Below are 14920 nucleotides of genomic sequence, written 5' to 3' on the forward strand. Positions count from 1 at the left end.
AAACGGTCATTTAACGTACTCGGCCTCAAGGAACTCCGTCTCATCCAGATCTTCCGTCTGGGTCGTCGTGGTCTTTGTGACCGTGACAGCGTCACCTGAGGTGGTCACCGTGGTCTTTTCTTCCACATAAACCTCTTTTTCCGCTACTGGAGCGGACTCGGCAGGTTCCTCGCTCCCTTCCATGGGAAGAGCCACATCCACACCGATGAGGGTCCTTTTCGTGTTTCTTGGAGCCGTGGTCGCGGGTGCCGTTCCCTGCAGGTATCCCTGATTACCGGATATTTTCTGGTCGACACGGTCTTTCTGGAACGTATAGATCTCTATCGGTTTTTCTCCATCCACCGTAGCGCATCCCGAAAGGAACAGAACCCCCGCTAAAGAGAGAAATAACATGATCCTATACATATAAACCCCTTTCCTAATTGGTTTTTTTCCTGGTCTTTACCCCTAATTGGGCCAACTGGGTGTCGTCCACTTCCGACGGCGCGCCCGTCAAAAGGCACACACCCTTCTGTGTTTTCGGGAAAGGTATGACCTCCCTTATGGATGAGTCCCCCGTCAGTACCGTGGTCAACCTGTCCAACCCAAAAGCTATCCCCCCGTGGGGAGGCGGTCCATACGAAAATGCTTCTAAAAGAAACCCGAATTTTTCCCCCGCCTCTTTTGCGGAGAGCCCTAATACCTCGAATATCCTGTTCTGTATGTCTTTCCTGTGTATTCTTATGCTGCCGGAACCTATCTCACTGCCGTTAAGAACAAGATCATATGATGTCGATCTTATACGATCCAGGTCCCCGCTATCCAGATACCCGGCGTCTTCTTCCCTGAAATACGTGAACGGATGATGCTCGGAAGCCCATCTCCCGGTTTCCTTGTCCCTTGTGAACAGGGGGAAATCCACCACCCACAATAGATCGAACCTCTTTTTGTCTATAAGTCCTTTGTCCCGCCCTATCTTCAAACGCAGGGCCCCGAGAGCATCCCGGACGATATCTTTATCATCCGCCACGATGAATATCATATCACCTGTGGAAGCGCCTGTAGTTCTCCTCAATTTTTCCAGTATTTCCGCCGGAAAGAACTTCGTTATGGGAGAATTCAAGCCGTTCTCTTCCACCTTGAAATACGCAAGGCCTTTCGCCCCATATTCACCAACAAAGGATGTAAGCGCATCTATATCCTTACGGCTTATGCCGGCGTACCCGGGGGCCGCGATACCTTTTACTTTCCCTCCCGAAGCGAGAACGGTATTGAACACCTTGAAATCTGACCCCGCCACGTCCTCGCTCAGGTCGTGCAAAAGGATATCGAACCTTGTGTCAGGCTTGTCCGAACCGTACAGTTCCACGGCGTCCTTATAGGTCATCCTGCGAAAAGGCGTTGTAAGCTCTATCCCCAGGATCTTTGAGAATATACCCTTGAACAGCCTTTCGGATACGTCCAGGATGTCCTCCTGTTCTACGAACGACATCTCCATATCAAGCTGCGTGAACTCCGGCTGCCGGTCCGCCCTGAAATCCTCATCCCTGAAGCAACGCACTATCTGGAAGTATTTCTCCACGCCGGACACCATCAGTATCTGTTTGAAAAGCTGTGGGGACTGCGGCAACGCGTAAAAACTCCCCTGCTGAAGTCTCGAAGGCACGAGGAAATCCCTGGCCCCTTCGGGCGTGGACTTCGTCAACATAGGCGTTTCCACGGAGATAAAACCTTCCTTGTCCAGGAAATCGTAAATGAATTTGTAGACGCGGTGTTTTACGGCCAGCTTCTCTTGCATGGAAGGCCTCCTGAGATCCAGGTACCGGTATCTCATCCGCAGGTCCTCGGAAACATCTATGTCATCGGTTATCTCGAACATTGGCGTTTCGGACACGGAAAGCACTTCTATCTCGCTCACGTCTATCTCTATCTCCCCGGTAACAAGTTTCTCGTTAACGGTCCCTTCAGGGCGTTTTGATACAATACCTTTTATCCTTACGCAATATTCGCTCCTGAGCTTATGCGCCTCTTCATGCGCCTGTCGGTTGCGTTCCGGGTCCAGTACTATCTGTGTTATCCCGTGTTTGTCCCTGAGGTCCATGAAAATTATTTCCCCATGGTCCCTTCGGGACGCTATCCATCCGGCAAGTGTTACCTTTTCCGATACCTGAGCCGCGGTCAGTTCCCCGCAAGTATGTGTCCTTATCATATTCCCCTCATTTTTTAAGCGCGTCCCTAAGCTCGTCCAGGGAAACACTTGTCTGCTGCCCGGTGTCCATGTTCTTAAGCGTGAACGCCATGTTTTTCTTCTCTTCCTCACCTATTATGACCACGTATTCCCGCCCTTCCTTGTGCGCTTTTCTCATAAGGCTTTTGAAGGATCTTTGCGGGTCACCTGCCTCACAGCATATCCCGGAACAACGGAGTTCCTTGACCAGGTCGAAAACATCGTCCCTGAACGCAGCCGCCATAGGTATTACGAAGGTCCCGGGCCGGTCCGGCTTGAACTCGTCGGCAAGTTTTATGAGCATCAACCGTTCAAGACCGATAGCATATCCTGTCGCCCCGATGTCCGCCCCTCCCATGTCCCTGCACAGGGAATCATACCTGCCTCCGGCCGCTATGGCGTCCTGGGCCCCGAGAGATGCGTGCGTGACCTCGAAGATTACACCTGTGTAATAATCCAATCCCCTTACAAGGTCCTTTTTCTCGGAGAACCGTATCCGCGCCGAGACCAGGAGTTCCTTTAACTTGGCGTAGTACGCGTCGCAATCCCCGCATAGATATCCCATTATGTTAGGCGCGCCCGCCACGACATCCCGGCATCCGGGGTTCTTGCAATCAAGCACCCGAAGAACGTTCGTATCTTTTCTCCTCTTGCAGTTATCGCATAGACCGTCGGATACCGAATCCAGGTACGCGGTAAGGTCTTTCCGGAAAACATCCCGGTCTTTTTTGCAACCCAGTGAATTTATCGATATACACGCGTCATCCACGCCGATCTTACTGAAGAACATATCCAGGCTCATGATAAGCTCCGCGTCGATATAAGGATCATGCCCTCCTATGACTTCGGCGCCTATTTGATGGAACTGCCTGAGCCGACCTTTCTGGGGACGTTCCGCCCTGAACATCGGGCCGATATAGAAAAGCCGGGTCAGATCCGGCGTATTCGGGTCGAAAAGACCATTCTCGATAAAAGCCCTTATGATGGAAGCGGTCCCTTCGGGACGCAAAGATATATCCTTACCGCTGCGGGAGGTGAATGAATACATCTCTTTTTCGACTATATCCGTATCCTGCCCAATGCTTCTGGTAAAAACACGCGTCTCTTCCAGAAGCGGCGTACGTATCTCCCGGAAACCGAAACAGGCAAAAACATCCCTGGCCGTTCTTTCTATCTTTTGAACGACCTCACACTGTTCCGGAAGCATATCCGGCATACCTTTGATGGAGTGAAAAGATCTCTGGGCCACTTTAATGTGCCTTCCGGCCTGTTCTATTCCTTTTCCGAAGCTTCCACATCTACTTTCATCTTCATTCCGGATTTAAAGGATACGACCTTTTTATCCGGTATGGTAACACCGCTCCCGGTCCTGGGGTTACGTCCCAGTCTTCCTTTTCTGGTCTTGACCTTGAAAATACCGAAATTCCTGAGTTCTACCTTATCCCCCTTGTGGAGGCTTTCAATTATAAGGTCGAACGTTCTCTGCACCACTTCCTTGACCTCGATCTGCTTCAATCCGGTCTCTTCGGATATCCTCATGATAATGTCTTTTTTTGTCATTTATCTTCCTCCTCCTTTTTAGTTTGTGGATCCTTAAGTGCTTATATTATCATTACTTATATTTATTGTCAACAGGCAATCCAAATCTGCGCTATGCCGCGCCACATACGGCGCGCGCCGTATGTGCCATTACTTCGTTATGAACTTGACCTTGCCATGCCCCGTTATCTTTTCCAATTCTTCGACCATCTCATCAGATGTGGAGACATACAGGTCCTCTTCCAACGCAAGCCGTATCTTCCTGCCCTCAGGGGAAAGGAACTCGATAAAAGAGGGCGTATTCCCTTTGAACCGCTTGATGGTGGACTTTATCATCTTCATGTTCTCCTCGCCCAGTCCAGCAGTGGAAAGTTTTATGAGCACGGCCTTTGTGAACCTTTCCTTGACCTGGTCTATCGGGATGATCTCTTCAGCGATTATTTTAGGTTCTTCTTCCCTAAGATTAAGCCGGCCATGTACATACACAAGATTATCTTCCCGGATAAGCTCGGGTGCCTTCCGGTATGTCTTGGGAAAGATCAATACCTCAATGAAGCTCTCGAGGTCCCCCAGGCTCACGATCGCCATCTTCTCACCTTTTTTCCTGGTCACCGTCGTGCGTACTTTATTTATCAATCCACCTATAAGTACAAGTTGTCCGTCCGACATGTTCGCCAGTTCCGATATGGTCGCGGTAGAATACATACCAAGCAGTTTCTCGTACCTGGTAAGCGGGTGCTTAGTGATATAAAACCCCAGCATTTCCTTTTCCCCGGACAAAAGCTCCGGTTCCGGCCATTCGGGTATATTCGGTATCTCCTCAAAGTTATTCTTGAAAGAATCTTCCGCGGCACTCTCGTCAAAGAACGACATCTGGCCTATTTCCCTGTCCCTGTTGGATTTAGCCGCCATGGTTATCACTTTGTCCAGCACGGACATCGCCTGGGACCTGAATATGCCGGTGGAATCCAACGCGCCACATTTTATAAGACTTTCCAGCACCTTGCGATTGACCGTTTTCGAGTCCACCTTCCGGGTCAGGTCATATATGGACTCGAACCTGCCGAAAGCCTGACGCGTGTTTATTATGCCTTCCGCGGCACCGGCGCCGACGTTCTTGACCGCCGACAAGCCGAACCGTATGTCCCCTCCTACGACCGTGAAGTCCTTATAGCTTTCGTTAACGTCCGGAGGCAATATATCGATCCCCATCCTGACCGCTTCATTTATATAATCGGAGATCTTATCCATGTTGTTCTTTTCACTGGTAAGAAGCGCGGTCATGAACTCGACCGGGAAGTTGGCTTTAAGATAAGCCGTGCGATAGCTCACCATGGCGTAGGCCGCCGAATGCGATTTATTGAACCCGTATCCGGCAAAGTACGCTATGAAATCCCATATCCTCTCGGCGGTAGCCGCGTCAACATTATTCTTCCTGGCGCCTTCGAGGAACTTGATCTTTATCCCCTCCAACGCGTCGGCGATCTTTTTCCCGACAACTTTCCTGACATTATCGGCTTCGGCCATGGAGAAACCGGCTAGCACGGACACTATCTTCATGACCTGTTCCTGGTACACGATTATCCCATAAGTTTCTTTTAGGATCGGCTCAAGAAGGGCATGGTCATAGGTCACCTTGACCTGGCCCTGTTTCCTCTTAATGAACTCATCGAGCATACCGCTACCCATGGGTCCCGGTCGGTACAGAGCAAGTATGGCTATAAGGTCTTCGAATTTGTTGGGACGTATCTTCCTCAAAAGATCACGCATGCCGCTGGATTCCAGCTGGAACACCCCGGCCGTCTCCGCTCTTGATAGGAGTTCGAACGTTTTCCCGTCCTCCAACGATATCTTATCGATATCCACGTCCAGTTCCCTGGTACGCTTGATTATCTTCACTGCCTGGTCTATGACCGTGAGCGTTTTCAGCCCGAGAAAATCCATTTTGAGCATGCCTATCTGGTCGAGCGATTTCATGGCATAACCCGTTGTTATCTGGTCATCCGCGGTCTTGAACAGAGGTATCCTCTTGATAAGAGGCTTGTCCGATATGACCACCCCCGCCGCGTGTGTCGAAGCGTGCCTGTTCAACCCTTCCAGCCTTAGGGAAGTATTGACAAGCTGCTTGACCATCGGGTCTTCATCATACTTGCTCCGGAGTTCGGGCTCGATCTCAAGAGCCCTCTCTAGCGTCATACCAAGGTCGTTAGGCACGAGCTTGGCTATCTTATCCACCTCGGCATAAGGCATGCCCATTACCCTGCCGACATCCCGCAATACGCCTTTGGCCATCATCGTACCGAACGTTATTATCTGGGCGACGTTATCCTTGGAATATTTCTCGATGACGTAATCTATCACCTCCTGCCTTCTCTCGAAGCAGAAGTCAATATCTATATCAGGCATGGTGACCCTTGCGGGATTAAGAAAACGCTCGAATATCAGGTCATACTTGAGCGGGTCTATATCGGTAATGCCCAGGGCATAACTTACTATACTTCCGGCGGCCGAACCGCGGCCTGGGCCTACCGGGATCCCGTGACGTTTCGCGTAATTGATGAAATCCCATACTATCAGGAAATAACTGACATATCCGCTTTGCTCAATGATACCTATCTCGTGTTCCACCCTCTTCTGTATCTCATCACTGACCGCGTCATAGCGGGATCTGATGCCTTCCGCAACAAGCCTTTTGAAGAACACCAGGTTCTCTTCTCCGTCGGGAGCCTGAAAATGCGGCAAATGCAGTTCACTGAAATCCAGTTCAAGGTTACATCTTTCAGCTATCTTCACGGTGTTCGCCACGGCGTCCGGCACTTCGGCAAAAGCTTTCTTCATTTCATCCGGAGTTTTAAAGTACAATTGGTCCGTCTGGAACTTCATGCGGTTCATATCGTCCAGCGTGGTCTGGGTCTGTATACAAAGAAGCGCGTCGTGCGCCTTGGCATCGCTCCTGTCTATATAATGCACATCGCATGTGGCCACAAGCCCCAGGTCCATTTCACGGGCAAGCTTTATAAGCCCCTTGTTCAACTTATCCTGTCTCTCGAGCTGATTATCCTGAAGTTCCAGGAAAAAATTCTCTTTGCCGAATATCTCCGCGTATTCCCCGGCGGCTTTTCTCGCCTCGTTCCACTGGTCGGAAAGGATAAAATGTGGGACTTCCCCTCCCAGACAGGCTGACATGGCCACGAGCCCTTTACCACACCTGGTGAGGACCTCTTTATCCACCCTGGGTTTATAATAGAACCCCTCCACATACCCCAGAGATACTATCTCCATCAGGTTCTTGTATCCTGTAAGATTACGCGCGAGAAGTACCAGATGGTAGGACGCCCCCTTAATGCCGTGAGAAGTCTTGTCAAAACGGCTTTCGGGTGCCACATATACCTCGCACCCGATTATGGGCTTAACACCTTTTTTCCTGGCTTTGGTGTAGAACTCTATGGCGCCGAACATGTTCCCATGGTCTGTTATGGCGCATGCCGGCATGTTATTCCTGGCAGCCAGGTCCAAGAGCTCGTCCAGACGACACGCACCGTCCAAAAGGCTGTACTGTGTGTGGACATGAAGATGTACGAAATCGGATTGTGTGTTAGTCATTTTATCCATGAAAAAGCCGTAGAGCCGTTTAAAGAGGCGAAAAAAGGCCCTGGAACGGACCTTTGTAAAAACAGAACCGTACCACAGGATAAGACCTTATACCAGGCTTATCCTTTATTTCCTCATACCGACCCGCTGGGCGCTCTGATAGACCTTGCCTTCGGTCTGTATCGACGGGGCGATTATCATGTTGACCATCTGCATTTCCCTTATGTTGTGCGCGCCAAGGTTTCCCATACTGGTGGCCAGGGCCCCAACAAGGTTCTGCGTGCCGTCATCGATCTGGGCCGGACCGTACAGTATCTCCTCAAGCGTACCCGTGGTCCCGACCCTTATACGTGTACCACGCGGCAATGAGGGATGAGGCATGGCCATCCCCCAGTGATAACCTTTCCCGGGCGCTTCGTTGGAGCGCGCGAACGCGTTCCCCAGCATTACGGCGTCAGCCCCGGCGGCAAAGGCCTTACATACGTCCCCGCCCGTGGCCATACCACCATCGGTGATTATCGGGACATATCTGCCCGTCTTTTTGTAGTAAAAATCCCTGGCGGCCGCGCAATCGCAAGTAGCAGTTATCTGCGGGACACCTATGCCGAGGACCCCGCGGGAGGTACACGCGGTACCCGGGCCGATACCTACGAATATGCCTTGGCATCCGGTTTCCATCAGGGCAATGGCGACCTTGTAGTCTACGCAGTTACCCAGGAGGACCGGTATCTTCATATCCCGGCAGAACTTGAAAAGGTCCAGCGGCTCGTACTGGCTGGACTCATGGTTTACGCTGATCACGGTGGATTGTATTATGAAAATATCACACCCGGCGTCCCTGGCTATCGGTCCGAACTCTCCGGCCACCTGCGGGTTGCAACTGACAAGCGCCGGTACTTTAGCCGCCTTGATCTGCTTTATCCTTTTAGTTATCAGCTCTTTCTTGATGGGTTTTGAATATACTTCCTGTATGACCTTGGTACTTTCATTCGGGTCGCAGTTCACTATCTTCTGGACCGCTTCTTCGGGGTTATCGTACCTTGTGGAAATACCTTCCAAGTGAAGCACTGCCGCGCCGCCAAGCTTGCCCATGGCGATAGCGAAATTGACATCTACCACGCCATCCATCGAAGAGGCCATTATAGGTACCTGGAACTTAATGCCGCCGATCTCAAAAGATGTATTGACATCGTTCGGATTTATAGTAAGGTCACCAGGAACCAGCGCGACCTCGTCAAAACCATAGCTTCTCCTGGCCTTACGTCCTATACCTACCCACATTCCCATAGCTTCCTCCTGTCTTGAACGGGTTGGACCCCGTAGTTATAAGTGCATGAAAAACAGCAATTTAGAGCGTTATATATCATATCTGGATCTAAATAATGTTAGTATGATACAAAAGTGTCCGCGATTTGTCAAGAGTACGGTATCTTTGTCCGGTAGGGCCTGTAAAAGCGGGTGAGACGGGTATTATACCATCTCCTCTTCTTCCTCCGACAAGGAAGAAGCATAGAACCCTTTCCAACGCATTTCCCCTACCACTCCCTGGGCTATATTGGTGAGATGGTCACCTATCTTCTCGAGGTTATCAACAAAATCGAGAAATACGATGCCGGCCTTGAGGTCGCATACACCCTCATTCAGCCTTCTGACATGGGACCTCTTCAGGTCCTCCTGGAAACGGTTTATCTTCTGTTCTCTTTTGAGCACGCTTTCAGCCATCACGGAATCGCTATTCCTGAGAGCGTCCTCGGTCTCTACCATCATACTGTTAAGTTCATCCCACATTAGGTTAAGCTCGCGGATAGCTTCGTCAGAAAAGGGAAGTTTTTGCTCGATCTTACGCTCCGCCAGCTCGACTATATTCTCCGAGTGGTCCCCAATACGCTCTATATCATTCACGCTATGGATAAGCACGGGGAGTTCTTCCGACTCTTCCTGCCCGAGATTCCGCTGGGAAAGGTCCACGAGATACTGTGTTATTGCCGACTGCAGGTTGTCCACCGCCTGCTCAAGCTTGGCGACCGGCCTCAGTTCGTTGAGGTCACCCCCTAAAAAACATTTTACCGAGTGGGCAACGGACCTGCGGGCTAACCCTATCATGCGTACGGTCTCCCTCCGGGCCTGCTCCATGGCGATAGGGGGCGTGTCCAACAAATGCACTTCAAGGTATTGCGGCCCGAGCTCAAGCGTTCCCTTCTTTTTGGGCACCATGAACACACTGGCTCTTTCAAGGAATCCTATGAAAGGCAGGAACATAAGGGAATTGGTCACATTGAAGAAACTATGCGCTACCGCGATATAGAGCATTATGTTCTTTAGCGTGACCTCTCCCGGGACCAATATATAAATAGCCTTTTCATACCATCCCGTGTATACGAATACCAGCATATACGCTACCCCTATGACATTGAACAGCGTATGCGACATCGCCGCCCTCCTCGCGGGCAGGGTGGTACCTATTGACGCGAGCTGGGCGGTAATGGTCGTACCTATGTTGTCACCCAGTATTATCGGTATGGCCGACGGGAGATCTATCAGCCCGTTAAAGGCCATGACCTGCACCACGGCAATAGTAGCGCTGGAACTCTGGAGTATTATAGTGAAAATGGTGCCTACCGCTACCCCTAGAAGAGGGTTGGTGCTGAAAGACAGGAATATATCCTTAACATACTGGCTGTCCTTGAGAGGCTCGAAAGCGTCCTTCATGACCTCCAGCCCGAGGAACAAGAGACCGAACCCCATGAGCACCTGACCCCAGAACTTCGCGTTCTTTGTCCTGAAAAAAGCATTCACGGCAAACCCTATCCCTATAGCCGGCAGCGCGTATTGCGTTACCTTGAAAACAGACATCGAGGAAACGAGCCACGCGGTGAACGTGGTGCCGATGTTCGCGCCCATTATGACGCTTATGGCCTGTTTCAGGGTAAGTAACCCCGCGTTCACGAACCCGACCACCATCACGCTGGTAGCACTGGAGGATTGGATAAGACATGTGACGGCCGCGCCGACCATCAAACCTACGAAAGGGACCTTGGTCACCATTGACAGTATCTTTTTAAGCCTGTCACCAGCTATCTTCTTCAGGCCATCCGACATCAGGCGCATGCCGAAAAAGAAAAGTCCCAGCCCGCCTATGAGCGAAAAAATGAGGTTTAGGTCCATTGGTCCCGTATCTGTTTATTTGTTGGCACCCTTAATATCTAAGGGAGAGAATTTGACAGCCTTAAATTAACACGAACTCTTTTGCCTGTCAAGAGGTAACGTCAGTTCCCCAGCCGAACAGTGTCAAAATAGCTTCTTACACACTCCATACAGGCCAGACAAGCCAGATAACTGGTCTTCGGGTTGTCCGGCGATGGGACATTCTCCGCCCTGAGAAAAAGCTTTCCGGCCTTTCCGTCGACCTCTATCTCGTGTATGTTCCGCGTATATTCCGGTGAAGTTACTATTCGCACCTTCGTTCTCTCAGGGCCGATACCGGCAAGCGACAACAACGCCGACACGTTGATGTTCTTGGGGAATTCTTTTACGGCATCAAGGGCCGATCCCTCGAATATCACGGTCTCCGTCCTGATGTTATCAAGCTCTATCGCGTTCTTCTGGATATATGGAGCGCCCGCGAGTGACGCGGGCGGCTTGCGTGTAGTTATCATAACACTGTCGATCCCGGCGATCTTCGCCGCCTTGATCCCGTCAATACCGGCTATTGCCCCCGACGGCAGGAACACCTTGATACCCGCCTCCCTGGCCTCTTTGAGGAGGCTTTCATTTCCCAACACACCGCCCGCGCTTATCACGATAACGTCTTTGTTCTTCCTGACAGCCGCGCTGAGCGCCGCGCGGACTATATCCGGACCGGCCGCCTCCACCACGACATCCGACATATCCACAAGAGCGTCCAGGTCCGGCGCCACAACGCAGTTCTTGATCCGTCCGGCCAGCGCGGTGACCCTTTCCGTGTTGATGTCGCATAAATTAGTACCGGAAACTTTAGCGGACAGTTCTTTCTCGATAAAAACAGCTATCGCCGTCCCGATGTTCCCACACCCTATTATCCCTACGGTCCTTTTTATGCTCATACTACTTCCAGCATCCTTTCGAGGGATTTCCTGGCCCTCCTGGCTACGTTCTCCGGCACTTCTATCTTGTAAACCATCTTTTCCAGCGATCTGGCGAGCCATCCCAGTGTCGTAAGTTTCATGTTGGCACATATGAACTGGTCTGTAGGCATATAGAACTTCTTCTCGGGGTTGTCCCTCTGCAATCTGTAATCTATACCTGTTTCCGTCCCAACAATGAATTCCTTACGGTCCGACTCCCTGACATGCTTGATCATCGCGGCCGTGCTTCCTATGTATTCCGCCAGGTTAAGCACTTCTTTCCTGCATTCCGGATGCGCGATGAACTCGGCGTCCGGATACATGTTCTTGGTCCTCACGACATCTTCCGCGGTCAGCCTCATATGAACCACACAGTACCCGTCCCACAGTATCAGCTCTTTCTCGGGAACATGCTCACGCACATATCTTCCGAGGTTCTTGTCCGGGACAAATATGACCTTATCTTCCCTGAGAGACCTTACCACTTCGATCGCGTTAGACGATGTGCAGCAGATATCACTTTCAGCCTTTACCGCCGCGGTCGAATTCACATAGCACACTACCGCAGCCTCGGGATATTCCTCTTTTTTCTTCTTAAGTTTCTCCACCGTTACCATGTCCGCCAGAGGGCATCCGGCTTCCTCGACAGGAAGAAGTATGGTCTTGTCCGGGCTGAGGATATACGCGCTTTCCGCCATGAATTTAACACCGCAGAACACCACGACTTTCTCTTTCGCGCGCGTTACTTCCCTGGCAAGCGCGAAAGAATCACCGGTGATATCAGCTACTTCCTGGATCTCATCCCGCTGATAATTATGCGCGACTATGAGCGCCCCCACCTTGTGCTTGAGCTCCTTTATTTTACGCTTAAGATGGTCCTTGTACCTTGCGTCAAATTCCTTGTACGGCATCTTTTCCTTTCTTTCGCGTAACGTGATAACACGATCTTCCCGGGTTCATATGATGACATTATCTATCAACCTGGTCCCACCCAGGAAAGCGGCCACCGCGATAAGTGTGCCTTCTTCCACCTTTTCCGTATCCTCAAGAGTATCCCTGTCGACGAAACCGATATAATCCACGCGGATATTCCCGCCTGATGACATTATCCGGCGCATCTCCTCCGATATCTTCCGGCTGTCACATTCCCCCGAGCATACCATTTCCCTGGCCGCAACAAGCGCTCCGTGGATCAACACCGCTTCATCACGTTCCTCGGTGGAAAGATAAGCGTTCCTGGAACTCATCGCCAACCCGTCCGGCTCGCGCACTATAGGCATTACTCTTATCCTTGCCGGGACATTAAGATCGGAGAACATTTTCTTGATCACAGCCGCCTGCTGAGCGTCTTTCTGCCCCAGGTATACCACATCAGGCTGTACTATATTGACAAGTTTCAGGACGACCGTAGCGACGCCCCTGAAATGCCCCGGTCTTGACGCGCCGCAAAGGTTTTCCGCGACGGTACCTTTCACGTCCACGTACGTACCGTATCCTTCTGGATACATCTCCGGGACCGACGGAACGAATATTACATCCACACGCTCCTTCTCGGCGACATGCCTGTCCCTCTCCTGGTCCCTGGGATATTTTCCCAGGTCCTCGTTCTGACCGAACTGCATGGGATTAACAAATACGCTCATCACCACCTGGTCGCATTCTTCCCTGGCGGCCCTGAGAAGACTGGCGTGTCCCTCATGGAGATACCCCATGGTCGGCACGAAGCCTATCCTCTCCCCACGGCCCTTTATCCTGGCCGCGATATCCGTCATGTCCTTCAATGCGGTAACTATTTTCATTTTGTTCTCACGTTCAGGTGAAAGGTCTGTGCCCGCATCCCGATATAGCTCGCGTACGGTCTTGTTCAGCACCGGATGTACCACATCAGGGGCTATTTCTTCCAATCCTTTCAGGACAAAACCTCTACGGTGCATCCTGGGGTGAGGTATAGTAAGATCTTGTTCGTCGATTACCATATCACCGAACAAAAGTATATCGATATCGATTATCCGCGGATAGTTCCTGGGAGCTTTACGGCGCCCCATTTCTTTTTCTATGGATTTAAGCCTGTCCAACATGTCCCTGGGGCCGATGCCGGTCTCTACCTTGATGACCCCGTTAAGAAAATCCGGCTGGGGCGGGCCTCCACACGGTCCTGTCCTGTACAATCCGGACCTTCGAAGTATCACGGTATCCGGGACCGCCGCTATCTTTTCAAACGCCTCCCGGACATTCCTCTCCGTGTCCCCTTCATTCGTACCTATGCCAAGATACACAATGGCCATTATACGGTCTTTTTATCCTTTAGCTGAAGAACGCGTTCTTGATCCTGCTCACGGCCTCTTTGATCGTCTCCTCGCCTACCGTAAGCGCCATTCTTACATATCCTTCACCATTTGGTCCGAACCCGTTGCCCGGGGTAACGATTATATCCGCCTTTTCGAGCATATCCTTTGCCAGCGACATAGAGTCATACGCGCCAAAGACCGGGGCCCACACGTAAAAAGTAGCTTTAGGCGACGGCACGTTCCATCCGGCTTTCCTCAACCCATCGACAAGCACATCCCTTCTCCCCTGATAGAGCCTGGACAGGACAGCCTTCACGTTATCGGCCTTTTTCAGCGCTTCGATAGAAGCTATCTGTATTGCCGTGAATATCCCTGAATCTATGTTCGATTTGACCTTGGCCAACCCGTTTATGATCTCAGGGTCCCCTATGGCCATACCGACCCTCCATCCTGTCATATTGAAGGTCTTGGACAGGGAATGGAACTCTATCCCCACCTCTTTAGCCCCTTCCACCTCAAGAAAGCTCATGGGCTTATACCCGTCGTAACTCATCTCGGTATACGCGGCATCGGCACATACGATGATGTTGTTCTCCCGGGCGAATCTTACCACTTTCTCATAGAAATCCTTTCCGCAGACCGCGCCGGTGGGATTATTCGGATAGTTTATATGGATAAGACGAGCACGTTTGGCTATATCCTTGTCTATAGCGTCCAGGTCCGGAAGAAAACCGTTCTTCTCAAGAAGGGGCATGAAATGGACCTCGCCCCCCGCGAAGATCGCGCCGGAATTGTACGGTGGATACCCCGGGTCCGGTACCAATACAACATCCCCGGGTTCAACAAAAGCGAGCGGCACATGCGCTATGCCTTCCTTGGACCCGAGTAACGGCAAGACCTCAGTGGCCGGGTCCACTTTGACGCCGAAACGTCCCTCGAACCAATCCGCCATGGCCCCACGTAACGTCTTAAGCCCGCGGTTCAGCGCGTATTTATGTGTGGCCGGGTCCATGCTGGCCTCATGCAGCTTTTTAATTATGAAATCCGGTGTCGGCGTATCTGGATCCCCTACGCCCAGGTCAATGACCGGCCTGCCTTCACTGACCGCCTTGTTCTTCGCCCTGTCTATCTCCTCAAAAAGATAAGGAGGGAGTTTTCTCAATCTTTCCGCTACTCTCACTTCCATCGTCATC

Annotated in this window: 11 protein-coding genes and 1 pseudogene; all 12 read right to left on the reverse strand. The window is 51.3% G+C overall.

All coding sequences use genetic code 11. The features are described from left to right. Positions 1–6: 6 nt before the first annotated feature. Entirely contained in the window at positions 7–405 is a 399-nt protein-coding gene (locus PHH49_03895; GenBank protein MDD5488091.1) for a hypothetical protein, read from the reverse strand. Between the two features lie 13 nt (positions 406–418). Continuing rightward, complete coding sequence (gene aspS / locus PHH49_03900; protein MDD5488092.1) at positions 419–2188, reverse strand: aspartate--tRNA ligase; 1770 nt, start codon at positions 2186–2188, stop codon at positions 419–421. Positions 2189–2195: 7 nt separating this feature from the next. Further along, the gene (gene hisS, locus PHH49_03905) at positions 2196–3455 is read right to left on the reverse strand and encodes a histidine--tRNA ligase (GenBank protein MDD5488093.1); all 1260 of its coding nucleotides are present in this window, start codon (positions 3453–3455) and stop codon (positions 2196–2198) included. Between the two features lie 23 nt (positions 3456–3478). After that, positions 3479–3766, reverse strand: coding sequence for an integration host factor subunit beta (locus tag PHH49_03910; protein MDD5488094.1), 288 nt, complete (start codon positions 3764–3766; stop codon positions 3479–3481). Between the two features lie 129 nt (positions 3767–3895). Continuing rightward, the gene (locus PHH49_03915) at positions 3896–7357 is read right to left on the reverse strand and encodes a DNA polymerase III subunit alpha (GenBank protein ID MDD5488095.1); all 3462 of its coding nucleotides are present in this window, start codon (positions 7355–7357) and stop codon (positions 3896–3898) included. Positions 7358–7462: 105 nt separating this feature from the next. Beyond that, on the reverse strand, positions 7463–8623 hold the full coding sequence (locus PHH49_03920) for a GuaB3 family IMP dehydrogenase-related protein (GenBank protein ID MDD5488096.1): 1161 nt from the start codon (positions 8621–8623) through the stop codon (positions 7463–7465). Positions 8624–8806: 183 nt separating this feature from the next. Next, entirely contained in the window at positions 8807–10501 is a 1695-nt protein-coding gene (locus PHH49_03925) for a Na/Pi cotransporter family protein (protein MDD5488097.1), read from the reverse strand. Positions 10502–10602: 101 nt separating this feature from the next. Beyond that, positions 10603–11418 carry an aspartate dehydrogenase gene (locus PHH49_03930; GenBank protein MDD5488098.1) on the reverse strand — a complete coding sequence of 272 codons (816 nt, stop codon included), beginning with the start codon at positions 11416–11418 and terminating at the stop codon, positions 10603–10605. Next, entirely contained in the window at positions 11415–12350 is a 936-nt protein-coding gene (nadA, locus tag PHH49_03935) for a quinolinate synthase NadA (GenBank protein MDD5488099.1), read from the reverse strand. The genes PHH49_03930 and nadA overlap by 4 nt, the downstream gene beginning before the upstream one ends. 45 nt (positions 12351–12395) lie before the next feature. Next, entirely contained in the window at positions 12396–13238 is an 843-nt protein-coding gene (panC, locus tag PHH49_03940) for a pantoate--beta-alanine ligase (GenBank protein MDD5488100.1), read from the reverse strand. Positions 13239–13337: 99 nt separating this feature from the next. Next, positions 13338–13724 (reverse strand): annotated as a pseudogene (gene folK, locus PHH49_03945) (2-amino-4-hydroxy-6-hydroxymethyldihydropteridine diphosphokinase). A gap of 19 nt (positions 13725–13743) precedes the next feature. Then, a complete protein-coding gene (locus PHH49_03950; protein MDD5488101.1) occupies positions 13744–14913 on the reverse strand; it encodes an LL-diaminopimelate aminotransferase in 1170 nt (389 codons plus the stop codon). Between the last annotated feature and the right edge of the window lie 7 nt (positions 14914–14920).

Source organism: Candidatus Omnitrophota bacterium (assembly GCA_028715965.1).
In the GTDB taxonomy this organism is placed as follows: Bacteria; Omnitrophota; Gorgyraeia; order Tantalellales; family Tantalellaceae; genus JAQUQS01.

Coding starts and splice junctions, on each gene's coding strand:
- PHH49_03930 (MDD5488098.1), bottom strand. CDS start 11,418: ATGAGCATAAAAAGGACCGTAGGGATAATAGGGTGTGGGAACATCGGG.
- panC (MDD5488100.1), bottom strand. CDS start 13,238: ATGAAAATAGTTACCGCATTGAAGGACATGACGGATATCGCGGCCAGG.
- PHH49_03925 (MDD5488097.1), bottom strand. CDS start 10,501: ATGGACCTAAACCTCATTTTTTCGCTCATAGGCGGGCTGGGACTTTTC.
- PHH49_03910 (MDD5488094.1), bottom strand. CDS start 3,766: ATGACAAAAAAAGACATTATCATGAGGATATCCGAAGAGACCGGATTG.
- PHH49_03915 (MDD5488095.1), bottom strand. CDS start 7,357: ATGGATAAAATGACTAACACACAATCCGATTTCGTACATCTTCATGTC.
- nadA (MDD5488099.1), bottom strand. CDS start 12,350: ATGCCGTACAAGGAATTTGACGCAAGGTACAAGGACCATCTTAAGCGT.
- PHH49_03920 (MDD5488096.1), bottom strand. CDS start 8,623: ATGGGAATGTGGGTAGGTATAGGACGTAAGGCCAGGAGAAGCTATGGT.
- PHH49_03895 (MDD5488091.1), bottom strand. CDS start 405: ATGTATAGGATCATGTTATTTCTCTCTTTAGCGGGGGTTCTGTTCCTT.
- aspS (MDD5488092.1), bottom strand. CDS start 2,188: ATGATAAGGACACATACTTGCGGGGAACTGACCGCGGCTCAGGTATCG.
- PHH49_03950 (MDD5488101.1), bottom strand. CDS start 14,913: ATGGAAGTGAGAGTAGCGGAAAGATTGAGAAAACTCCCTCCTTATCTT.